This window comes from Defluviitoga sp. (genome assembly GCF_035349255.1).
Lineage (GTDB): Bacteria > Thermotogota > Thermotogae > Petrotogales > Petrotogaceae > Defluviitoga.
On sequence record NZ_DAOPSE010000010.1, the window covers coordinates 26,400 to 51,352 of the forward strand.

A 24,953-nucleotide genomic window follows, 5' to 3' on the forward strand; every position below is an offset into this window, starting at 1 on the left:
AACACCCTCTGTGATTTTATAAATAATTATCAAAATTCTATTACAGCAACAAGTGGCAAATGGTCTGAGGCTAAGGAGTTTACAGTATATGCATCCAGAATTTTAAAATCTCCCCTTGAGAAAAAAATAAAATCAATTTGTGAACCTGGAATATCTGATTGAAAAGTCTTAATTTCTTTGTTCAACTCTTGATTAACTAATTCGAATTTATCTAAAAACTCTTTTACACCATACGATAATTCAAAATATGATATATTAAAATCTCCCCCTATCAGTGTAGGTAACCCATATTTTTCTGATATGTTCAATATTTCTAATACTTCTGTTTGTATCTCCTGTAAACCTCCAAGACCCAAGTGAGTACTAATCACAAGCATTTGTTCTCCGTTGACTTCAATTACCATGGCCGCAGCTCCTCTTTGCGTAGCCAACATCCATGTTGGTTGTGGTAATTCAAAACCAAATTTTTCAATAGATCTAAATTTACTAAAAATAGCTACCCCATAATTATCTTTTCCTTCAGTTGGATAAAAATAATAGTCCATTCCTAGTTCTTCAGCTATAATTTCAGCTTGCTTTAGATCTAAACTTCTAGATCTACCTTGATCAACCTCTTGAAGCATTAATATATCAGGATTCTCTGCTTTTATTACATCTATTATCCTTTGAAAATCAAATATATCATCCATACCTAGGCCATGCCGTATATTGTATGTCATCACTTTTATCACTCCAAAAGATAAAGATGAGTATATAAATACCATAATCATGAATATAAAGTATTTTTTCATTTTCAGTGCACTCCTTCAGGAATTTTTATCTCAAGAATCTCTAATAAATATTCTTTTACATCCATAAGGTGCATAAGTTTAGGAAAAGAATCTTTAGAATTTCCAAAGGTTAAGAAAGGAACGTAAGTCGCCGTATGATCTGTAGTATTCCATTTTATAGAAATATCTTCACTCTTTGTAGGAGATGACATGAGCGAAAGACCTCCAGTTTCATGATCAGCAAAAATTATAAACAAAGTATCTTCAGAGGGGAAAACTCTTGTGATGTAATTTACTATCTTCTGAAACATGATTAATTCTGCTTTAAGAGCCTTTTCATCATTTATATGACTTGCATGATCTATTCTTCCACATTCAATAAAGAGAAATAAAGGTTCTTCCAAATTTATTTTTGATATTGTTTTTTCTATAATTTCAAGATAGGTAGGTTCTCCTGCAATCAATTGGTTCTCGAAGCTTTTATGCCCTAGAGAAACGAACGCCATAAACTTATCATTTGGTCCATCAAATAAAGGTTCGTAATTAATTCCATATATTTTATAACCATTTTCGTTTAATTTTTTTAAGGGTGATTTAGAAGTTGGTTTAAGAGTAAAGGGATTCACTCCTAAATCTTCTAAGCCTCCTGCTACAAAAAAGTCCAAAAAATCTGTTTCAATTAGATCTTCCAGTATCTTTTTTTTGTCATCTCTAAAGGCGTGTGCATACATTGCAGCAGGTGTTGCATCAGAAAATTTTGTATTCGTAATTAAACCTATTTTATATCCTTCTTCTTTCAAAATAGTAGCTATAGAATTGATAGGAATTTGGTCTTTATCAATTCCTAAACACCCTAACTTAGTTTTTTGCCCACAAAAAAAAGCAGTTGCGGCAGCTGCAGAATCGGTAACAATATTATCTATTGTTTCATTTCTAACTAAAGAAGCAACTTGAAACTTGTTTGTTGCAATCTCCAAATTATTTATCTCTGCCAATAATTCTGAAAGAAGTAAATGATTATAGCCCATTCCATCTCCCATTATTACTACAATATTCTTTGGTTGGGCAATTAACATCATCGCTGAAACAAAAACGAACAATATAGCAAAAAATCTTTTCAATTTGCTCACTTATCCTTTCACCCCACTCATGGTAATTCCTTGTATAAATTGTTCTTGAAGGATCAAATAAACAATTACAATAGGTAAAATTGCGAGAGCCGCGGCCGTCAGTTGCAGATGCACTAAGTCCCCATACTGTTGTGAGAAGAATTGAACACCTAATTGAACGGTCTTATGTTTGTCAGTGTTTACCACTAATAAAGGCCATAAAAATGCATTCCAGCTTCCCATAAACGAAAGTATAGCTAATGCCGATAAAACAGGTTTTATATTTGGTAGAATAACCTTTCTATATATAAGCCATTCACTCGCTCCATCTATACGAGCTGCATCTAAGAGATCATCTGGTATTCCAAGTATAAATTGTCTCATCAAAAAGGTACCAAAAATACTAATAGAACCTGTTACTATTAAAGCCGCATAAGTGTCAACTAAACCAAGTTCATAAACCATAATATATAAAGGAATTATTGTCACAGGAAAAGGTATCATCATTGCACTCAGCAACACCTTGAATATAGCATTTCTACCTTTAAATTGATATTTTGCAAAAGCAAAACCAGCAGTGGATGCTGTAAATAAAGTTAAAATTACCGAACAAACAGTAACTATAAAAGAATTTAAATAATACTTAAAAAAAGGTACTGTAGTAAAAACCTCTTTGTAATTTTCAAGTGTGAAGTTCTGAGGCAAAAAAGTGGGTGGAAAGATATATAACTCATAAAGAGGTTTGAATGTTGATAGTATCATCCACAAAAATGGCATTATCATTATTACAGCTACCAACGAAAGTATAATATAACAAATTGTATAAAATATCCTATTAGTTTTTTTCTTAGATTTCATAATCACTCCTCCTCCAAAAGGTTTGTAACTCTCATTTGAATAAGAGAAATAATTAAAATGATGCCAAATAATATCATAGACATAGCACAAGCATATCCCATTTGTAGTCTGGTAAATCCATATTCCCAAATATAATAAACAGCGGTTTTTGTATCTGCACTACCACCAGTCATCATATAAATTTCCGTAAACACCTGGATTGCACTGATTGTGGAGGTTATAAATATTAATATAAGAGAAGGTTTAATTAGAGGAACTATGATTTTCCAAAACTGTTGCCATCTTGTCGCTCCATCAATTTGAGATGCTTCCAATACAGTCTCAGGTATGTCATTTATTCCTGAAAGAAAAATAATAATATCATACCCTAAAGATCGCCACACAGAAACGGCCGCTACAGCCCAAATTGCTATTGACGGATTACCTAACCAATTTATAGGTTTCATTCCGAACAAACTTATAAAATAATTCGCTAATCCATAGTACGGATGATAAATCCATTTCCAAATAACGCTTACGGCGACTGTCGAAGTAACAAAAGGTAAAAAGTACACTACTCTAAAAAAGCTTTTAAACTTTGGAATAGAGTATATCAGATACGCAAAAAGGAAACCAAACACAATACGACTTGGAACAACTCCTAAAGCGTATTTAAAACTTGTCCATAGTGATCTCAAAAAATATTCATCCGTTATTGCTTGAGCGTAGTTAGATAACCCCACAAAAGGTTTTACAGGCACAAGTAAATTCCATTTGCGAAAACTAATAAATATAGCGAATATTGCAGGAAAAAAAGTTAAAAAACAAACACCTACAAGTGTCGGTGTGACAAATAAGTAAGGAACCGTTTTTTTCTTAGAAAAAAGTTTAAATGCGTAAACAACTAAAAAAACACTCCCTATTGCCAAAAAATACCAACCAAACGTCGCCTTTTTGAAAAAATATAGGAAAAACTTCGCTCGATAAACTTGTTTCCACTGATTCCTAAGAAAAGGTATGGAGAGTACAAAAAACAACTGGATAAAAGAAGCTAACATTATCCATTTTCGTTTGCTAGTAAAGTTAATTAAAATATTTATCACTATTATAGCTATAAAGATATACAAATAAGAGATGCCAAACACATTAAAATCTTTTAAAAACATTATTCCTTTGTCCGCTATTATTGGTAAAAATAATCCAATAGTAGTTATTAATATGCCTGGTATAAACAAAATATTTAAACTCTTATCATAGGACTCCATTTAATTCCTCCCCTCACACAGTAAGCACAAATTGTTATCATTCGGGTTAAAATGTACACAAAAAAGAGTCTTAATTATTAAAAGATAGGGAGCAAAAATGGCAACAAAATATTTTCACACGTCAACTGAGAAAAAAAACATAATTTTTTGCCATATTCATCTATAAGTGTGATTTTTCGCTCCCTAGTTTATCATTGATTCAACAATTTAATCTTAATCTTAATTTTATTGAACTGCCTCTGTGATAATTCTACCATCCACATTTTCAGGAGGATCAATTTGAATCACATGTGAAACAGTTGGAACAATATCCCAATTATAAACTTTTGTATTTATCTGAGTTCCTTTTTTAAATCCTGCTCCACTCATTAACAAAAATACATGTTGACTACTTTCGTCTATTGTATCATGTCCTCCTCGTGCTTTATAATTAGAGGTGCTATTTTTAAAATGATGTGGCGGATTGGGCCATACTAAAATATCTCCAGTATCTGGATGAGCCCCCCTTTCCTGAAGTTCATCGAAGGTTAAAACACCTCCAATATAATCACTATGTAATTCGGATTTTAAGGCGGTTACTATAAAATTGTACTCATTTTCAGTAAATTCCCAATTTAAATAGATCTGAGCTTGAAGACCAACACTGACTATCACAATTCTGTTAGTTTTACTAGGAGTATTTCCTGTATTTAAAAATTCTACGGATTTTTCATCAACATCGTAACCCAACGCGCTTAAACAGCTTTTTAATACATCCATTAAATCATTAAGACTAGATGTTCCTGAATAAGGAGTCATCCCATGATCTGCAGCTAAAACAAAAGAAGTTTTATCGTAAATCCCAATTTCTCTTAAAGTTTCTATTAATCTTGCCAATTCATTATCCATTTGAATTACAGTTTCTATACACCTTTCAATTCGCTCTTTTTCAGTAGATGCAGCCGTACCATCATAATAACCATAAGATGGTTTCTCATTGTGACCAACTGTGTCTAAATCATCTGCATAAATGAACATGATGTCTGGTATTCCATCAAATACTATTTCAGTCGTACCTTGAGTTACAACAGGTTCCCCTTTCAAGATTTTGATTGCCTCATCTACTCTATTCTTAAAATCTCCTCCAGGCTGAATATAAAGATGAGAAGGATCTTCATAGCTAGTCCCTCTATCTAGAACCATAAATTGCTGAACAGAAGCTACCTTAAGCCCTTGACTAGCTGCTGCTTCTGCTAATGTTTCAGCGGAATTTTCTCTCGCTGTTTGTTTTACCTTTTGCTCATCTTTATCAAAATATCTGTATATATTCTCGGTTGTCCTTGGATAAGCTCCCGTTACTAATACAGCTTGCATTGGATTAGTAATTGAAGGTATGCCAGTACTTGCGTCTGTAAATAGAACTCCGTTCTCGATAAGTTCGTTAAGCGCCGGTGTTCCATCATATTGTCCATCATTTGCCCATTCATAATAGTCGTACCTAAATGCATCCCAGATAATGTAGACTAAATATCTATCTTCTTCAGGAAGCGGTTGCTCATCCACTGGTGTAGATGCCCAACCTCCGCTCAGCAAAATTACAAACAGAAGAAAACACGAAACTAAAATATATGAAAACTTTCTTCTCATTTTACTCTCTCCCTTTTCATCAAGTTTCTTGAGTAACTAAGAAACTCAGTTTAGATTAGAGTAGTTACTTAAATTAATACACTTAAACAGTTTCTTAAAAAGGCCCCCCATAAGGGGGCATTTTAATTTTAATGTTTTAATAAAATTTCTTTATTATTGCTATTTTTATTTAAATTGTCCAAAAGTTTCCTCAAGATATTTGTTTATCTCTTTTACCACTCTCGCAGCTGCTTCTTCAATTGGTACACCTTTTTTGATAATATCGTTGTATCCATCTCTCAACATAGAAGCTGGATTGGCCCAACCCTTCGAAAATGTGGGTTCTGCATAATTTAGGGAATCAACTACAGCTCCTAAAAGAGGATCGTTCTTATACTTTGGATCTTCTGCCACAACTTTTAAAGAAGGAAGTTCACCAGTTTCTTCTAACCACTTTCTCTGAGCCTCTTCTGATGTTATATACAACAACCACTTAGCCGCTGCTTCTGGGTCTCGGCATCCATCCATTATAGATAATGACCAAGATGTAAGGACGGTTACTCTTTTCCCAGTTACAGGATGTTTAGGAACCGGAGCAGTCCTGAAAACTAAGTCAGGGTGACTTCCAACCTGGAAAGAACCAACCATGGCTCCATGACCGAATACCATTCCCTCTTTTATTTGCCTAAAACCTGTCCATCTTGAACCAAATTCTGGTGTGTATACCTTGTGTTCTTCTATAGCCTTTTTATAAAATTCATAAGTTTCAATCATTGCTGGTTCCACTTTTATCCTTGTTCGATTTTCATCTTCCCAGAAAGTAGCTCCTGCACATCTCATCATGGTTTCTAGTTCTCGCTCGTAACCCTCGAAAGCCCATCCACTTTGAATCATTTTCCCATCTTTCCATACTGTCAATTTTTTGGCGTATTCTATCAATTCGTTCCAATCTTCTGGTGGTCTATTGGGATCTAAACCTGCTTGTTCAAATAATACTGGATTATAGAACAAAACTATTGTTTGGACATCTGTTGGTAATCCATATATCTCACCATCAATGATTAGGTTTCTTACAGTAGGTTCTATATAGTCTTTTTGAAGCTTTTCAATTGACATAACTTCCTTTGGAAAGGGTTGAATAACCTGGTAATAATATAGTTCTAACATTGCCTCTCCAGGAACTTGAGCAACGTCCGGCCCGCTTCCTGCTGCCACAGCTGCAAGCAATTTTGTTTTGTATTCACTTTCAGGAATTGATTGTATTACTATTTCTATATCTGGATTTTCCTTCATAAATTGTTCCGACATACTTTTAACAAATTCTAATCTTGCTGGAGAATGATGCATCCAGTGAACAATAGTCGTTTTTGAAAATCCTACAACACATAAAATAACTAATAATGTCACACTTAGAAACTTCTTCATTTTAATAACCTCCTTCATCCTAAAAATTTAAAGTTGTTTTCGTTAACTCTAGTTAAATAACACCTATAAATGCTTCTTATTTTATTTTTTATTGTTTAGCTTATATAATAGAAATATAAAAGAAAAAACAAAATTATATTTTTAATCTAAAAATATTATAGACGACTTTTCTTTAATTTCAAAACCACATTATCTTTGTTTATTTATAATGGCGTGTAATTAATCTATTTTATGGCTAATTACATCACAAATCCTTAGAATTTGTTTGAATTTCCATTATCAAGAATTAAAGCGAATGGGATTTTTACAATTAAACAGTGCTAAATTGCTGTAATTACCTTTATTCTTTCTTAAACGTAAAGAAAGCTATTTTAATTAAATAATAAAATATATTATAATTTTTTAAGATAAAAAACTTTCAACAATATACTATAATTAAAGCATGGATATGAAACAAAATGTATTTTTATACATTTTTCTCCATGTTAAATTTGAGGAGTGATTTAACGTGGCTAAAAGTCGGATATCTGAAAAAATTAGCGAGACAAATAAAAAAAGAATTTTACATTACTTATTCAAAAATTTTAATACTTACACAACGCGGACGAATATATCCAAAGATTTAAATATTAGTTTTCCCGCTGTAAGTAATAATGTAGCTCAGCTGATAGAAGAAGGTTTTATTTTAGAGGAGTTGGATACTTCCAGTAGTTTAGGGAGAAGATCTAAAAAAATATATTTAAATCCTGATTCAAAGACAATAATAGTGGTTCATATAGAGTATCAAAATGCAAATATATTCTTTCTAGACAATCACCAACATACTTTAAAGAGCAAAAAAATTATTTTTGAAAGAAACATTAAATTTTCTGATTTATGGAATCAAGTGGAAAAAGAAATAAAACAAATTTTAGATGAAATATTATCAGAAAAACAAAGCGAAGTCTTAGGTATTTGTGTTGCTCTACCTACGCCCATAGATAAAAGAAACAAAAAAATAATAAAAAGTAGATTTTATGGCTGGAAGGATGAACCTATATTTGAATATATCAAAATGAAAGACGAAAAGATACCTGTTTTTTGGGAAAATGACGCTAACTTGCTAGCAAAGGGATTCTACGAAAGCAACTCCAGAAACGAAAATGTGCTGGCAATATATTTCAGTATGGGGATAGGAATGGGAATTATAATAAATGGTGAATTATATACGGGAAAAGAAGGAAATGCTGGAGAAATAGGACAATTAAAAGTAGAATATAAAGGTGAATACGAAGAACTAGAAAAAATAATTTCTGAAAGATCTCTTATTGAATTTGCTAAAAATAAACTGAACTTATCTTATGAAGATAGTGAACAAATTTTAGTAGAATTAGAGAGAAACAATCAATTGACCATTGTAAATAGAGAATTTGAATATATTTCCAAAAAAATAGCGGAAGTTTTTGCACCAGTTATAATGGTTTTAGATCCAGAAATGGTGATATTCAATGGGACTGTTACAAGAAATTGTCCTTCTCTTACAGAAAATATAGTCAGTAAATTAGAAAAATTAATAGAAAAAAAAGACATTTTTCTAATCAACAAAGATGAAAACCTATTAATCATTAAAGGAAGTTTTTGGGAAGTCCTTGATAATGTATTAGGTTTTAATGAAATTAAAACTTTAAATATACTTTAATATTATTAATACAGGAGATGAGGGTAAGATGTTGAAAGTTGGTTTAATAGGTATAGGATTTATGGGAAGAAGTCACTTAGAGAATTATATAAGATTAGAATCTGAAGAGTTTCCTTTAAAACTAGTTGCTATATGTGATATAGATCCTGCAAAGTTTGAGAACAAATTTATTCCAGGAAACATAAAGGTAGGAGAAAAGAAGTTTGATTTTTCAAAATACAATTTGTATACAAGAATTGATGAGATGTTAGAAAAAGAAAAACTAGACTTTGTTGACATTGCTTTGCCTACATATTTGCATTCTGAGGTATCTGTGAAGTTTTTAAACGCCGGAATACATGTCTTATGTGAAAAACCAATGGCACTTACCTTGGAACAATGTCAAGCAATGATAGAGGCAGCAGAAAGGAACGACAAGAAATTGATGATAGGACATTGTTTACGTTTTTGGCCCGCTTACGAATATGCAAAGGAAATGATAGATACCAAAAGGTTTGGTGAAGTAATTGAATCGTACTTCTTTAGAGGTGGAAATACTCCAAAATGGTCGTATCAAAACTGGCTACTACAAAAAGATAAAAGTGGGGGTGTGCTATTAGATCAACATATCCACGACGTAGACGTAATAAACTGGTTTTTTGGTACTCCTCATGCTGTTTCCACCATTTCAACTAATATATTACCTGCCTCCGGATATGATGTAGTTTCAACGAGATATTTTTTTAATGATAAAAAAATAATAATTGCAGAAGATGATTGGTTATTAAACGGTGATTTTCCATTTGAAATGCGCTATAGAATAAACTTCGAAGAAGGTAACATAATATATGAAAGAAGAGAGTTAAAAGTAACTCCAAATGTTGGAAAACCCTTTGTACCAGAAATTTCAAATGAAAATGCATACTACAGAGAAATAAAGTATTTTGCCAATGCTGTACTTAACGATTTACCTATAGAAGTTTGTCCTCCAAAAAGTTCTATGGAAACAATAAGAATTGCCTTAGCAGAAATGAAGTCTGCTGATAATAACGGAAAAATCGTAAATTTAAAATAACAGTAAAATGAGGAGGAAAATTTATGTATGATCTAGACATAGGAGTAATCATTCCATTAGAGGAATTATTAGAACATGGAACGAAAGATTTAGATGAATTGGGTCTGAATATGTGTCAAGTAAATGCTTGGCATATTGAAAATCTAACAAAAGAGAATGCTGAAAAATTAAAGAAGATTACTAAAGACAAAATCAAAATATGTAGCTTATGGGTTGGGTGGCCAGGGCCAAGGGTCTGGGATTTCGTTGAAGGACCTGCTACTTTAGGATTAGTCCCAAAAGAATTTAGATATGTAAGAATGGAAGCTCTAAAACAAGGCGCTAAGTTTGCTAAAGAAATAGGTGTAAAAGATATAGTAACCCATGTAGGATTTATTCCAGAAAATCCCTCGACCTCTGAATATCTGGAAACGGTGACATCTATTAGATATGTGGCCAGAGAGGCCAAAAAACTAGGAATTTATTTTAATTTTGAAACAGGACAAGAAACTCCGATTACTCTATTAAGAACCATCGAAGATGTAGGTTTAGACAATCTTGGAATAAACCTAGATCCAGCTAATTTACTAATGTATGGCAAAGCCAATCCTGTTGATGCTGTAGATTTGTATAAAGGACTAATTAGAAGTGTACATGTAAAAGATGGAAAATATCCTACAAATGGTAGAGATCTTGGAGAAGAAACACCTGTCGGAGAAGGTTCGGTAAACTTTCCACTCCTATTAGAAAAATTAATAAGTTACAATTATAAAGGTCCTTTAATAATAGAAAGAGAAATTACAGGTCATGAGCAGAAAAAAGATATTTTAAAAGCTAAAGAATTGTTATTAGATATATTAAACAAATATTGAATTATTAGGAGGAAATAAAAAGTATGAAAACTGCTATACTGATAGGAGCAGGAGAAAGAGGTATAAACACATATGGAGCATATGCACTTGAACACAAAGACAAACTAAAATTTGTTGGCGTTGCTGAACCAGATGATTACAGAAGAAATTATTTTAAGAAAATTCATAATATCGAGGATAGATATTGCGTAAAAGATTGGAAAGACCTTTCAAAGTTTCCAAAAATTGCAGATATAGCCATTATTGCTACATTAGAAAACTTACACAAAGACCCCGCTTTAGCTTTTTTAGATTTAGGATACAATATACTGATAGAAAAACCTGTTGCTCCTACAATAGAAGACTCTATTGAAATCATTAAAAAAGCAATAGAAATAAATAAATACATAATGCCTGCTTATGTTTTAAGATTTTCTGATTTTTACAAAAAAATTAAAGAGGTTCTTGTTTCAGAAATTCTTGGAGAATTAGTTTCAGTTATCCAAGAAGAACATATTGGATATTGGCATATGGCCCACAGCTATGTCAGGGGAAGATGGAGAAAATCTGAGGAAGTTGGTCCTATCCTTCTTACTAAAAGTTGCCATGATCTTGATATTCTTCAGTGGTTATTGGGCCGAAAATGTTTGCAAATTTATTCTACTGGAAGTTTAAAACATTTTAGAAAAGAAAATTTTCCAAAAGATGGCTCTGAAAGATGTTTAGAGTGTAAATTACAGAACAGTTGCCCATATTCAGCTACTAAAATATATTTGGACATGCAAAACAATGGATGGCCAGTAAATACCATAACCAATGATCTGAGTTATGAAGGCAGAATCCATGCTTTAAGAACCACAAATTTTGGAAAATGTGTATATAAATTGGATAATAACGTACTTGACAATCAAAAGGTAGTAATGAAATTTGATGAAAATATAGACGTTATATTTGCACTTGACGCTTTTACGCACGATAAAACAAGAATAATTGAAATAACTGGATCTAAAGGTGACCTATATGGGAACTTTGAAAAAAATTATATAGAAATAAATACTTTTAGTAATGATAAAAGGGAAGTTATAGAAGTCAATCCTAAATATAAAACAGGACACCAAGGATCAGATTTCAACCTAATAGACGAATATTTAGAAAATCTTGATTCCAATGTAAATCTTGATTATTTCAATTTGATTGAAAGTCATTTTATGGCGTTTGCAGCAGAGTATTCAAGAATTAATAACTCAATTGTTGATTACCAAAAATACAAAGAAGAAAAAATCAAATAACTTAAAAAGCCCGCTTTTAAACTTAGAGAAGCGGGCTTTATTTTTATTCTATTCTTGCTACCCTGCTCTTTATCGCCGCTTCTTTTACTGCTTTCGCTACTTCTTTTGAAACTTTTCGATTAAAGACATTTGGGATGATATTTTCTTCGTTTAGTTGTGTCTCATCTACTACGCTTGAAATAGCAAATGCGGCTGCTATCTTCATTTCATCATTAATATCACTTGCTCTAGCATCAAGTGCCCCTCTAAATATACCAGGAAAAGCCAGAACATTATTTATCTGATTCGAAAAATCTGACCGTCCTGTTGCAACTATTCTTGCTCCTGCTTCTTTTGCGTCGTCGGGAAATATTTCTGGAATAGGATTTGCTAACGCAAAAACTATAGCATCATTACTCATGCTTTTTATCATCTCTTTATTTACCACATTACCAACAGAAACGCCAATAAACACGTCTGCTCCTACTATTGCATCTTTCAAAGAACCTTTTATTCCTTTTCTATTTGTTAATTTGGCTAATTCCTCTTTCAACCAATTATTTGTAGGAGAACCTTCATAAATAATCCCTTTGGTATCGCAAATTAGAATATCTCTTACTCCTAAGCTCAGAAGCATCTTAACAATTGCACTACCTGCCGCTCCTGCCCCATTTATAACGACCTTAATTTCATCTAAAGATTTACCAACAATTTTCAAAGCATTTATTAATCCTGCACTAACTACAACGGCTGTTCCATGCTGATCGTCATGAAATATCGGTATATCTATTTCTTTTTTCAACTCATTTTCAATTTCTACACATCGGGGGGCAGAAATGTCTTCTAAATTTATTCCTCCAAATGTTGGAGCTATTCTTTTTATAGTTTCTACTATTTCATTCACATCTTTTGTGTCTAAACAAATTGGTATAGCATCTACTTCTCCAAATTCCTTAAAAAGTATACATTTCCCTTCCATAACAGGCATTGCTGCTTTTGGTCCAATATCACCAAGGCCTAAAACTGCTGTACCATCAGTAACAACTGCAACTAAATTCCCTTTTACAGTATATTTATATACGTCTTCAGCATTTTCGTGAATTTTACGGCAAGGTTCAGCTACTCCAGGTGTGTAGGCGATACTTAAATCATGTTGATTGTTTATAGCCACTTTACTACTAATAAAGATTTTGCCTTTTTTCTCTTCGTGCAATTTAAGTGCTTCTTCATAAATGTCCAAAGTTAGCAACCTCCTCTAATCTGAAAAACTTCTTTTTCCTTTTTTATTTAATAAGTCTTTGGCTACTATACCACCTTTGGTCATCTCATAAGGATTTAAAATCCTGTCTACTTCATTTTCCGATAAATAACCTTCTTCTAAAATTACATCTCGAATATTTTTTCCACTTTTTAATGCCTTTTGTGCTATAACCGAACAAGTTTCATAACCAAGATGTGGTGTTAAAGCGGTTATTAAAGTTAAACTATTCTCTACCAAATTTTTACAACGAAGTTCTTTAGCAGTGAGACCTTTAATAGCATTAATGGTAAAAGTGTTAACCGCATTTTTCAGTATCTGTATCGACTCAAACAAATTAAAGGCCACTATCGGAAGCATCGCGTTTAATTCTAATTGTCCTGCTTCAATTGCCATAGTTATCGTTAGATCGTTCCCTATAACTTGAAAAGAAACTTGATTTAAAACTTCTGGTATAACAGGATTAATTTTACCAGGCATAATTGAAGAACCTGGCTGTACAGCCGGTAAATTTATTTCGCTTATACCTGCACGGGGCCCTGATGAAATCAACCTTAAATCATTTGCTATCTTAGATAAATTAACAGCACACGTTTTTAACAAAGATGAGACTTCCAAGAGACTGTCATTGTTCTGTGTTGCGTCTATAAGGTCTTCCGCTTGTACAAGGTGAAAACCTGATACTTCATTTATCTTATCAACTATCCCTTTTGTGTATAATTCATCAGCGTTCAAGCAAGTACCAATAGCTGTACCCCCCATATTTACAATCATAACACTTTCTAAGGACGCTTGGAGCCGCCTTATATCTCTATCTACAACTAGAGAATACGCTTTGAATTCTTGACCTAATCGTATGGGAATTGCATCTTGAAGTTGGGTTCTTCCAACCTTCACAACTTCGTCAAATTCATTGGATTTCTCTTTCAGGCAATCTCTTAAATTTTTCAATTCTTCAATTAGTTCTGTTAAAAGAACGATAGTTGTCATCTTTATAGCGGTCGGAAAAACATCATTGGTCGATTGACTCATATTTACATGATTATTTGGATGAACGACACTATAATCACCTTTTTTGCCCCCTAATAATTCAATAGCTCTATTTGCTATTACCTCATTAATATTCATATTTACAGAAGTACCGGCTCCCCCTTGTATTGCATCTATAATAAAATCGTCAAGAAATTTACCTTCTATTATTTCATTTGCTGCTTTCACAATAGCTCCGGCTATAGATTTTTCTAATAAACCAACTTCTAAATTCATTAAAGCTGCTGCTTTTTTGATATAAGCTAGATTTTTTATAAGCAAAGGGTGTACTTTTTGTCCACTAATCGGAAAATTCTCTTTTGCTCTCAATGATTGAATACCATAATACCTATCATTCTCAATTTCTTTTTCACCTAAAGAATCTCGTTCAATCCTTGACAATGATCTTTACTCCTTTCATAATTATTTTTTTCTCTATTATAGAACAGATAGTACTTCTTAAGAAGTTGCTATAACTTTATAAACCTATCATATTCAGAATCTTGTTTAAATTAGGTTCGATGGCTACTGGTGATTTAATTGTACTCATTGCCGTTTCTGGATCTTTTAACCCATGACCTGTTAAAACAGCTACAACTTTAGAACCTTTTTCTATTTTATTCAATTTAACGAACTTCTTAATGCCAGCAACAGAAGCAGCTGAAGCTGGTTCTACAAAAATTCCCTCTAGGAAAGCTAATTCTTTATACGTATCCAATATCTCCTGATCTGTAACAAAATCTATACTCCCTTTAGATTCTCTTGCTGCTTCAACTGCTTTTTCCCAATTGACAGGATTCCCTATTCTAATGGCTGTAGCAATCGTTTCAGGGTTCTTGATAACTTGTTGTCTAACTATGGCAGCTGATCCTTCTGCTTCAAAACCTAACATTTTCGGTAACTTGTTAGTTCTTTTGGCCTGATAGTACTCTTTAAATCCTTTCCAATATGATGTTATATTTCCAGCATTACCAACGGGAATAGCAAGTATATCAGGAGCAACTCCACCTAATTGATCACAAACTTCGAAAGCTGCACTTTTCTGTCCCTCTATCCTGTATGGATTCAATGAATTCACTAAATTGATTGGATAATCAGTTGCTATTTTTCTTGTTAGCTCTAAAGCAATATCAAAATTACCTTTTATAGGAATAACTATCGCTCCATGCATCAAAGCTTGAGTTAGTTTCCCTAATGCTATCTTACCTTCTGGTATTATTACAGCAGTCTTTAAACCTGCTTTACTTCCATAGGCAGCTGCTGATGCTGAAGTGTTTCCTGTGGAAGCACATATTATGGCTTTATCACCGTTTTCCACGGCTTTTGTCACCGCTAAAGTCATTCCTCTGTCTTTAAAAGATCCTGTGGGATTTGTTCCTTCGTACTTCAAATATAACTCTATATCCAATTTGTTACTTATTTTTTCAGCAAATATAAGTGGAGTGTTTCCTTCTTGTAAAGTGACTATCTTCGTTTTTTCTTTAACAGGCATAAATTCTTTATAAGCATTTATGATACCTTCCCATATTTCTTGATGAGCCATTATAATTCCTCCACCCTAATTATATTTTTAATTTCTCTCACATCATCTATCATTGACAATTCACTAGCAGCTTGGTTTAAATATTTTTCTTTTACCGGGTGTGTCCTTAAAAATATGGGAACTACGGGAGTTAGTCTATGTTTTTGAATAACAGAGGCAATACTTACATTATTATCTCCTAGTACTTTAGCAATCTTTGCAAAAACACCAGGTTTGTCATTGACCATTAATCTGATATAAAAAGGATTTTCCACTTCATCGATACTTACTAGGGTATGAGGTTGTAAATTATTGATTAATCCGTTACTTATGTTGTACTTAATGTTTTTAGCAACTTCTATAATATCGGCTACTACTGCGCTAGCCGTAGGCATTTCTCCCGCACCTTGACCATACATCATAATTTCTCCAACAGTATCCCCATGAATTTGAACAACATTATATACACCATTAATCCTTGATATTGGATTGTTTTTTGGAACAAAAGTTGGATGAACTCTAATATCTAGTTTATCATTTTCCAATCTTTTCCCTATAGCTAATAATTTTATTACATAACCTAATTCATCAGCTATTTCTATATCTTCAGGTTCTATTCTTTCTATACCTTCGATATACAGAGAATCTACATCAACAAAAGTTTCATACGATAAAGAAGATAAGATAGATATTTTATATGCAGAATCCAATCCACTTACATCAAAGTAGGGATCGCTTTCGGCATATCCTAAATTTTGAGCTTCCTTTAAAGCATCTTTAAAATCAACCTTTTTTTCAGTCATTTGAGTTAAAATATAATTAGTTGTTCCATTTAAAATACCATATATTCTTTCTATCTTATTTGCTACCAAAGATTCATTTAAAGTTTTTATTATTGGGATACCGCCTCCAACACTACCTTCATAATAAACTTTGACGCTATTTTCTTCAGCTAAACGAACTATTTCTTCTCCATGTTTAGCCATTATCAACTTGTTAGCAGTAACAATGTGTTTTCCTCTTTTTATAGCTTCTTTAATATAACTAAAAGAAGGTTCTTCTCCTCCAATGAGCTCAACTAAAACTTGAATAGCGGAATTTTTAAGTACATCTTCAAATTTGTCAGTCAAAAGAAAGTTATCTACATGATATTTTCTTTTTTTGGTTACATCTTTGACCAAAATTTTTTGGATTATTATTTCTTCGCCTAACTTCCGTTTAATGTATTCTCTTTTGTTGGTCAAAATCTGATGCACTCCACTTCCTACGGTTCCTAATCCCAAAAGTCCAACTCCTATCATATTGTTACCCTCCTTTAAACTTTATTCCCCGTTAGAAATTGTTAAATACTAAACATTATCAATAATATTTCTTACTAATCTTACCTTCTTACAATCTATAACTTGATAAATATTTTCGGGCATTTCTTCATATTTATTGAATCTAACTTTATTTTGATGAACTGTTGAGTTATCAAACTCTTCTCTAAATGCTGATAAATGAACCTGCTTAGTTCCAGTTTCTTCTATAATCTTTTTTACATTGTAATCCCTAATTCCTCCCCCTAATAATATTTCTATTCTACCACTAGAATGACTAATAATTTCTCTACAATTTCTAATACCTTTTTCAACTGTGGCCTCTTGTCCACTACTTAATATTCTATTTATACCTATTTCAACAAGAATATCTATATTTTTAATGGGATCTGGTGCGACATCAAAAGCTCGATGAAAAACCGTTTCTTTATTTCCTGCTATTTCTTTTAATATTTTATTCCTTTTTATATCAATTGTTCCGTCAGCATTTAATATTCCAAAAGCTAATCCATCTGCTCCAGCTTTAATAGCGGCTTGTGTATCTTTCTTCATCACTTCGAATTCAATATCGGTATAACAAAATCCTCCACTTCTAGGCCTTATCATAACAATAATTGGAATCTTTGTTCTTCTTTTTGCTTCTTCTATTTCTCCTATACTTGGAGTCAAGCCTCCATATACCATTCCTGAATTCAATTCAACCCTATCCGCTCCACCTTTCTCAGCCTCAACAACATCCCTTGCTGAGGCACAACAAATTTCTAATATTATTCTTGACATAAATCCCTCCTCACCCCTTATTTTATTTAATTATGTATGTTGATAACTTTATCAACATACAATAGGTTGATAACTTGTCACTTGTATCCTGTATCAATAACCTTTTTATACGATGAGTAGGTAACATGAAAATTTCTTTCAACTCTTTTATAAACGAAATTATAAACATTTTAAGGTTGATAAAATAACCTTAAACTTCTAAGTTTATAACTTAGTTCAAGATGTTGTTGAAAATTTTACTTATAAACAAAAATATAGATATTTTTTCTTTTTTCCCTTTATGAACATTTAAGTTCAAAAAGTACTTGAAAATTTTTACTACTTTTCAACATAACCAATTCATCATGAAAGGATATTTATATAGCTTTTTAAACTGTCAACATTATCCTATCACTACCACTACTATTTATATAATAATATAAAATAAAAAATATCAACTCAAAAAAATCAAAAGAAAGTCATTACTTCTTCTAAATTTGGCATAGCATTTGCAGCGCCAGGTTTAGAAGCAACTATAGCAGCACATTTATTAGCAAAATCTGCATAATCCTTTAAAGCAGATAATGAAATAGTTTTTAATTCATTGTAAGAATAATCTTTTAATTTATACAAAATAGAAGCCATAAAAGAATCTCCACAACCAACTGTATCTACAACATTAACCTTATAAGCAGGAACAAACTCAAATTTATTGTCTTTAAATACCATTGAACCCTCACTTCCTAAAGTTAAGAAAATTCCACAACCATCTTTCACATTTAAACTAGAAACAGCTTTCTCAACATTCTTTTCTTTTGTAATATAATAAAGATCATCGTCACTCAATTTTAAGATATCAACTTTCTTGATTATTTGATTAATAAGTCTCAAATATATTTCTTCGTTTTTTATCATAGATTTTCTGATATTTGGATCAAAAGAAGTAATTTTCTTTTTAGAGACTAATTCTTCAAATAAATTTTTTAAAGTTAGGGATGTAGGTTTTTCCAACAAAGCTATAGAACCAAAATGAAAGAGTGAAAATTTATTGAGTTGTAAATTTTTCAAATCTTCCATTTTTAAGTTAACATCTGCAGCATTATCTCTATAAAATTCATATTCAGCTTTTCCATTCTCATCTACAGCAGCAAAAGCTAAAGTAGTTTTATACCCATTCTGAAAAATAACACAATCTGTATTAATATTACTTTCTTTAATGTAGTTTAAAAGCGACTTCCCAAATTCGTCAGAACCTATTTTGGTCAAAAATGAAACCTCTGCGCCTAGTTTTGATAATCCAACTGCGACATTAAAAGGAGAACCACCTGGCCTTTTTTCAAATATCTCACTTTCCCCCAAACCCTTGTTAGGAGATTGAGATATAAAATCATAAAGGATTTCACCTGCACAAAGAATAGACATACATCTACCTCCTAGGAGCTATATTTTTATGCATTTTGTAAATAAGGTAACTTTAATTTATTGATAAATTCAGTCACAATTATAACCAATATATATAATCATAATAGTTTATTTATTTCTTCGAATAAATCTTTAGTCATGACCCAGTCACTCGAGTTAATGTTTTCCAGTAAATGTTGTTCATTCTTAGTACCTGCAATAACAGTACTAACCTCATCATGATATAACAACCAATTTATTGCTATTTGTGAAAGAGGTTTTCCTATTTTGTTAGAAATATCTTTTATTTTGTCAACTTTTTTTATATTTTTTAAAAATAGCTTTTTATCCTTAAATATTCTATCTCCAGCTCTTGGGTCGTCTTTGGATGGTTCAAAATCCTTCGTTATCTTTCCTGTAAGCAATCCTTTAGCCAACGGGCTGTAAGGAATAATGGTTAAGTTATATTTTTTTACTATTGGAAACAAATCTTTTTCAATGTCTCTAACAAGCATATTGTAATAATTTTGTGTGGAGACAACGTTTAAGTATTTACACAATTTTTCTAATTGTTCAGCGCTAAAATTAGAAACACCAATATACCTTGCTTTTCCATCATCGAGTATTCTTTGAAGGGCTTCTGCTGTTTCTTCCAATAAGGTATTTGGATCAGGCCAATGAATTTGATAAAGATCGACATAATCGGTTTTCAATCTAGTAAGAGATTCTTCTATTTCTTTCAAAACCCTTTCTTTTTTTAGGTTGTTTCTAATTCTGCTTTTATTATCCCACTCTAAGCCACACTTAGTTGCGATGTAAACTTCATCTCTATTAATTTGATTCAAAAATTCTCCTACTACTTCTTCAGATCTTCCAAAACCATATACAGGTGCAGTATCAAAAAAGTTAACTCCATTGTCGTAAGCTAAATTTAGTAGTTTTAAAGCGTGATCTTTCTCTAAAGGACCCCAGTCTCCACCAAGTTGCCAAGCACCTAGTCCAACAACGGAAACATTTATATTTGTTTTACCAAGTTTCTTGTATCTCAAAATCCTCACCTCTTTTCAATAGATGTAAAAACTTTTGAAAATAAATAAGCTAAATAATACAGAAATCTGATTAATAATTTTAGTGTCTAAGAAATTAAAAAAAATTTAAGTCGTTTAAAATTCATATTAAAAATATTTTCAAATATTAATACTCTAATTATATCAACTTTCAGCTTTATGATAAATTTTTGAGTTACGAATTAGGTAAAAAATGTTACTTCTTAGATTATTTTTGCTTTCTTTTTGTTTAATAATAGGTGTTTAAAATAGAAAAAGAGAGAAAAATGGAGAAAACAAGAGATTTTTACACTTAATTAGAAATAAATCGGTATAAACGCTCTTATTCCTGAATAATTGTTTTTTTTCAACCTTGCCTATTTAACCTAGAAATGTTATCATATTAAAGGATTAGCACTCTTAACCTTTAATTGCTAAAATAATTAAAAATAATTAATCAAAAATATACAAAGGGGGTATTAACAAATGACAGTAAAACCGTTAGGAAACAGACTACTTATTAAACCTATAAAAGAAGAAAAGAAAACAGAAGGTGGTATAGTATTACCAGATTCTGCAAAAGAAAAGCCTCAAAAAGCAGAAATTGTTGAAATTGGTAAGCTAGAAGAAGAGTTTGATTTAAAAATTGGAGACAAAGTAATATTTTCAAAGTATGCAGGTACAGAAATTAAAATTGAAGACGTAGAATATATTATTATTGACGTCGATGATGTATTAGCAAAAATAGAAGAATAAAAGTAGGAGGTGTCTTGACAATGGCAAAAATGTTAAAATTTAACGAAGAAGCTAGAAGAGCCTTAGAAAAAGGTGCAAACATAGTGGCAGATGCTGTAAAGATAACTTTAGGTCCAAAAGGTAGAAATGTTGTACTTGAAAAAAGTTGGGGTTCACCAACAATAACAAATGACGGAGTTTCCATTGCGAAGGAAATAGAAGTTAAGGATAAATTTGAAGCCTTAGGGGCAGAACTATTAAAGGAAGTTGCTTCTCAAACAAATGATGTAGCAGGAGATGGAACCACTACAGCTACTGTTTTGGCCCAAGCTATGATCAAAGAAGGTTTAAAAAATGTTGCTGCTGGAGCAAATCCAATTTTAATGAAGAATGGTATTGCTAAAGCAACCGATAAAGCTGTAGAACATATTAGAAATTCGAGCAGAAAACTTTCAAGTAAGGAAGAAATTGCTCATGTTGCAGCTATATCTGCTGACAGTGAAGAAGTCGGAAGTCTAATTGCTGAAGCTATGGATAAAGTTGGAGAAGATGGTGTCATAACTGTGGAAGATTCTAAAACTTTAGACACCTTTGTTGAATTTACAGAAGGTATGCAATTTGATAGGGGTTATATTTCTCCATATTTTGTAACTAACCCAGAAAAAATGGAGGCAGAACTAAAAGAACCATATATCCTAATAACAGAACAGAAAATATCTACCGTAAGAGAACTATTACCTCTCCTAGAAAGTGTTGCAAAAACTAGAAAACCCTTGGTAATAATAGCAGAAGATGTAGAAGGAGAAGCTCTTTCAACTCTGGTATTGAATAAATTAAGAGGCACTTTAGAATCGGTAGCTGTAAAAGCACCAGGTTTTGGTGATAGAAGAAAAGAGATGTTAGGAGATATAGCTGTACTAACTGGTGGAGTTGTTATAACGGAAGAACTTGGACTTTCTTTTGAAAATATAACTTTGGAAGATCTGGGTCGTGCCGACCTAGTTAGAGTTGGTAAAGAAGATACTATAATCGTTGGTGGAAAAGGAGATCCAGAAGAAATTAAGGATAGAATTAAGCAGATAAGAGCCCAAATTGAAAATACAACTTCTGAATATGAAAAAGAAACTTTACAAGAAAGATTAGCAAAATTGTCGGGCGGTGTCGCTGTTATTAAAGTAGGAGCTGCAACGGAAACGGAATTAAAAGAAAAGAAGCATAGAATAGAGGATGCATTATCTGCCACTAGAGCAGCTGTTGAAGAGGGAATCGTTCCAGGTGGAGGCGTCACGTTACTCAGAGCACGTAAGGCGGTCGAGGAAATTGCTGAACAATTGGACGGTGACGAAAAAATAGGAGCTTTAGTTGTTGCAAAGGCACTAGATGCACCAACAAGACAAATTTTAATAAATGCTGGATTAGAACCTGCCATCATCATTCAAAAAATCCAGGAGAGTGACGATCCAGCTTATGGATTCGATGTCTTGAAGGAAAAATATGTTAACATGTATGAAGCAGGAATAATAGATCCTACAAAAGTGGCAAGATGTGCTCTGCAAAACGCGGCATCCATAGCGTCGATGTTGATTACAACCGAAGTTTTGGTGGTGGAGGAACCAAAAGAGGAAACTGCGGCTGCTATGCCTGAAGTTCCCGACATGTATTAATAAGCAAAAAATAAAACGTGCCGGAAGGCACGTTTTTTATTTAAGTTTATTTTTGAGATATTCCTGATATTTTTGCCAATCTTTAAGAAAGTTTTCAAGTCCGATATCTGTCATAGGATGTTTAAACATCTTTTCTAAAACGCCAAAAGGCATAGTTACAACATCCGCTCCAATTAAAGCGGCTTCTAAAACATGTTGTGGATGTCTGACACTAGCGACTATCACTTTTGTTTCATAACCGTAGTTAATAAAAATGTCCATTATCTCTTCTACTATTGTCATTCCTGTATTACCTATATCATCCATTCTTCCTATGAAAGGACTAACATAAGTTGAGCCTGCTTTTGCAGCAAGTAGAGCCTGTAAAGGGCTGAAAACAAGTGTAGCGTTAGTTTTAATACCTTTTCTAGTGAGAGTCTTTATAGCTTTTATACCATCAGGAATCAAAGGAATTTTAACTACAACATGCTCACTTAGTTTAGCTAATTTTTGCGCTTCTTCTACCATTTTTTCATAATCCGTTGAGACGACTTCGGCACTTACAGGACCTTGAACTACTTCACATATGTCTTTTATTCTTTCCTCAAAAAGAGCCTCTTCCTTTGAAACTAAGGTAGGATTTGTTGTAACACCATCTACTATACCCCATTCAACACCTTTTTTAATTTCATTGATGTTAGCGGTGTCCAAAAAAATTTCCATCATGTTCCCTCCCAACTATTATTTAGATAATTTCAAAATTATTATTAAAATCTAAAACGGATTATAGTATATCAATTATATCTCAAAAAGAATTAAATCAAAAAAGGATTAAATATTATTTTTTTTAAATTTTATGTTGATTTTATTTTTAGCAATTTATACGTGTATAATTGTATAGAGGTTCCGAATTTGGAAATTATTAGGAGGGATAAAAAGTGGAATTAAGTAAAGAACAGTATATAGAAGTATTGAATCATTCTCTCTCGTGTGGTGGAGAATATTCAGAAATCTTTTTAGAAGATAGTTATGGTACTTTTATCTTGTATGACAATGGTAAAATTGAAAAAGTAAATTTTTCAAGTAGTAGAGGAGCAAGTTTGAGGGTAGTATCAAGGGAAGAAACTATATTTGCACACACTAACGAACCAACTTTTGAAAATCTTATAAGCCTTGCAAATAATTTAAAAGCGATAGCATCGGAAAGATTTGAAACCCAAGAAACATTAAAGGTTGAAGATTTGAAAGAGAGTGAAAAAAGAAATTTTTCCCCTTTCCAAATCCCTTTTGATGAAGTAGAAATAGATAAGAAAGTTGAAAAAGTTCTTGCAGGAGTCAATTTATTAAGGGATGTAGATAGTCGAATTAAACAGGTTACTATTTCATATTCAGATAGTTGTAGAAAAGTAAAAATAATAAATTCTGAGGGAACCATAGCCGAAGATATTAGAAACTACCCTCGTTATAGTGTCACAGTTATTGGCGAAGATGAAGAAGGGAATTTGTTTATAGGTTATGCAGGAGATGCAGCAAACGAAGGGTTTGAATTTTTTACAGAACAAATGATGAAAAAAGTTGTTGACGATGCAGTTAGACAAGTTGTGGCTCAAATTGAAGGAGAAGAGGCTCCTGCAGGTGAGTTTACGGTTGTTATTTCTTCCGAAGCCGGCGGAACTATGATTCACGAGGCTTGTGGACATGGCATGGAAGCTGATTTAGTTTTATCTGGTTCTGTATATAGGGATAAGATAGGCCAAAAAATTGCTTCCGAGAAAATTACTGTTGTCGATGATGGGACAATAATGAACAAGAGAGGTACACTCAATTATGATGATGAAGGAACTCCCACAGAAAGGACAATTTTAATTGAAAATGGTATTTTAAGAGGATACATGCATTCAAAGATAACTTCTAAAAAGTTTTCTGTACAACCAACAGGAAACGGGAGAAGGGAATCCTATATGGTTTTACCGATAGTCAGAATGAGGAACACATTGATTTTACCTGGGGATGATAACCCGGAAGACATTATAAAATCAGTAGATTACGGAATTTTCGTTAGAAAAATGGGTGGTGGACAAGTAGATGTCATAAGTGGAGATTTTCAGTTTGGCATTAATGAAGGTTATGTTATAGAAAACGGACAGATAACAAAACCTATTAGAGGAGCAAGTTTAGTTGGTAACGGGCTCAAGGTTCTTGAAAGTATAGATATGGTTGGAAATGATCTAGGTTTTGGAGTAGGAACATGTGGAAAGGATGGCCAATCTGCGCCTGTTTCGGATGCACAACCTACCATTAGAATCCCGAAAATGGTTGTTGGGGGAATAGTAAAAGGAGGAAAAGAATGATGAATAATATACAACAAATTTTAGAAAAGGCTTTATTACTTATAAAAAA

Annotated in this window: 21 protein-coding genes; 7 read left to right on the forward strand and 14 right to left on the reverse strand. The window is 32.4% G+C overall.

All coding sequences use genetic code 11. The annotated features are described in order from the left end of the window. Positions 1-29: 29 nt before the first annotated feature. The 6 genes from PKN74_RS04085 to PKN74_RS04110 form a co-directional block, all read right to left on the reverse strand. Complete coding sequence (locus PKN74_RS04085) at positions 30-791, reverse strand: endonuclease/exonuclease/phosphatase family protein (RefSeq protein ID WP_472308879.1); 762 nt, start codon at positions 789-791, stop codon at positions 30-32. Between the two features lie 2 nt (positions 792-793). Further along, positions 794-1,900, reverse strand: a complete 1,107-nt coding sequence (locus tag PKN74_RS04090) for an alkaline phosphatase (RefSeq protein ID WP_472308881.1) — start codon at positions 1,898-1,900, stop codon at positions 794-796. After that, positions 1,901-2,737: a carbohydrate ABC transporter permease gene (locus tag PKN74_RS04095; RefSeq protein WP_472308883.1), complete on the reverse strand. Its 837-nt coding sequence runs from the start codon at positions 2,735-2,737 to the stop codon at positions 1,901-1,903. 2 nt (positions 2,738-2,739) lie between these two features. Further along, positions 2,740-3,981: a carbohydrate ABC transporter permease gene (locus tag PKN74_RS04100; RefSeq protein WP_472308885.1), complete on the reverse strand. Its 1,242-nt coding sequence runs from the start codon at positions 3,979-3,981 to the stop codon at positions 2,740-2,742. A 225-nt stretch (positions 3,982-4,206) separates the two neighbouring features. Further along, positions 4,207-5,607 carry an alkaline phosphatase family protein gene (locus PKN74_RS04105; protein WP_472308887.1) on the reverse strand — a complete coding sequence of 467 codons (1,401 nt, stop codon included), beginning with the start codon at positions 5,605-5,607 and terminating at the stop codon, positions 4,207-4,209. Positions 5,608-5,772: 165 nt separating this feature from the next. After that, a complete protein-coding gene (locus PKN74_RS04110) occupies positions 5,773-7,011 on the reverse strand; it encodes an ABC transporter substrate-binding protein (protein ID WP_472308889.1) in 1,239 nt (412 codons plus the stop codon). 508 nt (positions 7,012-7,519) lie between these two features. Between PKN74_RS04110 and PKN74_RS04115 the strand changes: the two genes are divergently transcribed. Genes PKN74_RS04115 through PKN74_RS04130 form a run of 4 tightly spaced genes read left to right on the forward strand, consistent with a single transcriptional unit; the run spans position 7,520 to position 11,862 of the window. Continuing rightward, positions 7,520-8,689, forward strand: coding sequence for an ROK family protein (locus PKN74_RS04115; RefSeq protein ID WP_472308891.1), 1,170 nt, complete (start codon positions 7,520-7,522; stop codon positions 8,687-8,689). Between the two features lie 28 nt (positions 8,690-8,717). Continuing rightward, positions 8,718-9,743 carry a Gfo/Idh/MocA family protein gene (locus PKN74_RS04120; RefSeq protein ID WP_472308893.1) on the forward strand — a complete coding sequence of 342 codons (1,026 nt, stop codon included), beginning with the start codon at positions 8,718-8,720 and terminating at the stop codon, positions 9,741-9,743. A gap of 23 nt (positions 9,744-9,766) precedes the next feature. After that, entirely contained in the window at positions 9,767-10,594 is an 828-nt protein-coding gene (locus tag PKN74_RS04125) for a sugar phosphate isomerase/epimerase family protein (protein WP_472308895.1), read from the forward strand. A gap of 23 nt (positions 10,595-10,617) precedes the next feature. Beyond that, positions 10,618-11,862, forward strand: a complete 1,245-nt coding sequence (locus tag PKN74_RS04130) for a Gfo/Idh/MocA family protein (protein ID WP_472308897.1) — start codon at positions 10,618-10,620, stop codon at positions 11,860-11,862. Positions 11,863-11,905: 43 nt separating this feature from the next. Here PKN74_RS04130 and PKN74_RS04135 read toward each other — a convergent pair whose 3' ends face one another. The 7 genes from PKN74_RS04135 to PKN74_RS04165 form a co-directional block, all read right to left on the reverse strand. After that, entirely contained in the window at positions 11,906-13,081 is a 1,176-nt protein-coding gene (locus PKN74_RS04135) for an NAD(P)-dependent malic enzyme (protein ID WP_472308899.1), read from the reverse strand. Positions 13,082-13,096: 15 nt separating this feature from the next. Then, on the reverse strand, positions 13,097-14,530 hold the full coding sequence (locus PKN74_RS04140; protein ID WP_472308901.1) for an aspartate ammonia-lyase: 1,434 nt from the start codon (positions 14,528-14,530) through the stop codon (positions 13,097-13,099). 76 nt (positions 14,531-14,606) lie between these two features. Continuing rightward, positions 14,607-15,671 carry a threonine synthase gene (gene thrC / locus PKN74_RS04145; RefSeq protein WP_472308903.1) on the reverse strand — a complete coding sequence of 355 codons (1,065 nt, stop codon included), beginning with the start codon at positions 15,669-15,671 and terminating at the stop codon, positions 14,607-14,609. After that, positions 15,671-16,951 carry a homoserine dehydrogenase gene (locus PKN74_RS04150; RefSeq protein ID WP_472308905.1) on the reverse strand — a complete coding sequence of 427 codons (1,281 nt, stop codon included), beginning with the start codon at positions 16,949-16,951 and terminating at the stop codon, positions 15,671-15,673. The genes thrC and PKN74_RS04150 overlap by 1 nt, the downstream gene beginning before the upstream one ends. A 48-nt stretch (positions 16,952-16,999) precedes the next feature. After that, complete coding sequence (locus tag PKN74_RS04155) at positions 17,000-17,749, reverse strand: copper homeostasis protein CutC (RefSeq protein ID WP_472308907.1); 750 nt, start codon at positions 17,747-17,749, stop codon at positions 17,000-17,002. 447 nt (positions 17,750-18,196) lie between these two features. Beyond that, a complete protein-coding gene (locus tag PKN74_RS04160; RefSeq protein ID WP_472308909.1) occupies positions 18,197-19,150 on the reverse strand; it encodes a carbohydrate kinase family protein in 954 nt (317 codons plus the stop codon). A 98-nt stretch (positions 19,151-19,248) separates the two neighbouring features. Continuing rightward, positions 19,249-20,178 (reverse strand): aldo/keto reductase, encoded by a 930-nt coding sequence (locus PKN74_RS04165; RefSeq protein WP_472308911.1) that lies wholly within the window; start codon positions 20,176-20,178, stop codon positions 19,249-19,251. A gap of 483 nt (positions 20,179-20,661) precedes the next feature. On the opposite strand from PKN74_RS04165, the gene groES reads away from it, so the two are divergent. Both groES and groL read left to right on the forward strand, forming a co-directional pair. Further along, positions 20,662-20,931 carry a co-chaperone GroES gene (gene groES, locus PKN74_RS04170; RefSeq protein WP_472308913.1) on the forward strand — a complete coding sequence of 90 codons (270 nt, stop codon included), beginning with the start codon at positions 20,662-20,664 and terminating at the stop codon, positions 20,929-20,931. Between the two features lie 20 nt (positions 20,932-20,951). Further along, a complete protein-coding gene (groL, locus tag PKN74_RS04175; protein WP_472308915.1) occupies positions 20,952-22,574 on the forward strand; it encodes a chaperonin GroEL in 1,623 nt (540 codons plus the stop codon). Between the two features lie 36 nt (positions 22,575-22,610). On the opposite strand, the gene fsa is transcribed toward groL, so the two are convergent. Then, positions 22,611-23,276: a fructose-6-phosphate aldolase gene (gene fsa, locus PKN74_RS04180; protein ID WP_472308917.1), complete on the reverse strand. Its 666-nt coding sequence runs from the start codon at positions 23,274-23,276 to the stop codon at positions 22,611-22,613. Between the two features lie 215 nt (positions 23,277-23,491). Between fsa and PKN74_RS04185 the strand changes: the two genes are divergently transcribed. Next, on the forward strand, positions 23,492-24,904 hold the full coding sequence (locus tag PKN74_RS04185; RefSeq protein ID WP_472308919.1) for a TldD/PmbA family protein: 1,413 nt from the start codon (positions 23,492-23,494) through the stop codon (positions 24,902-24,904). Positions 24,905-24,953: the final 49 nt, after the last annotated feature.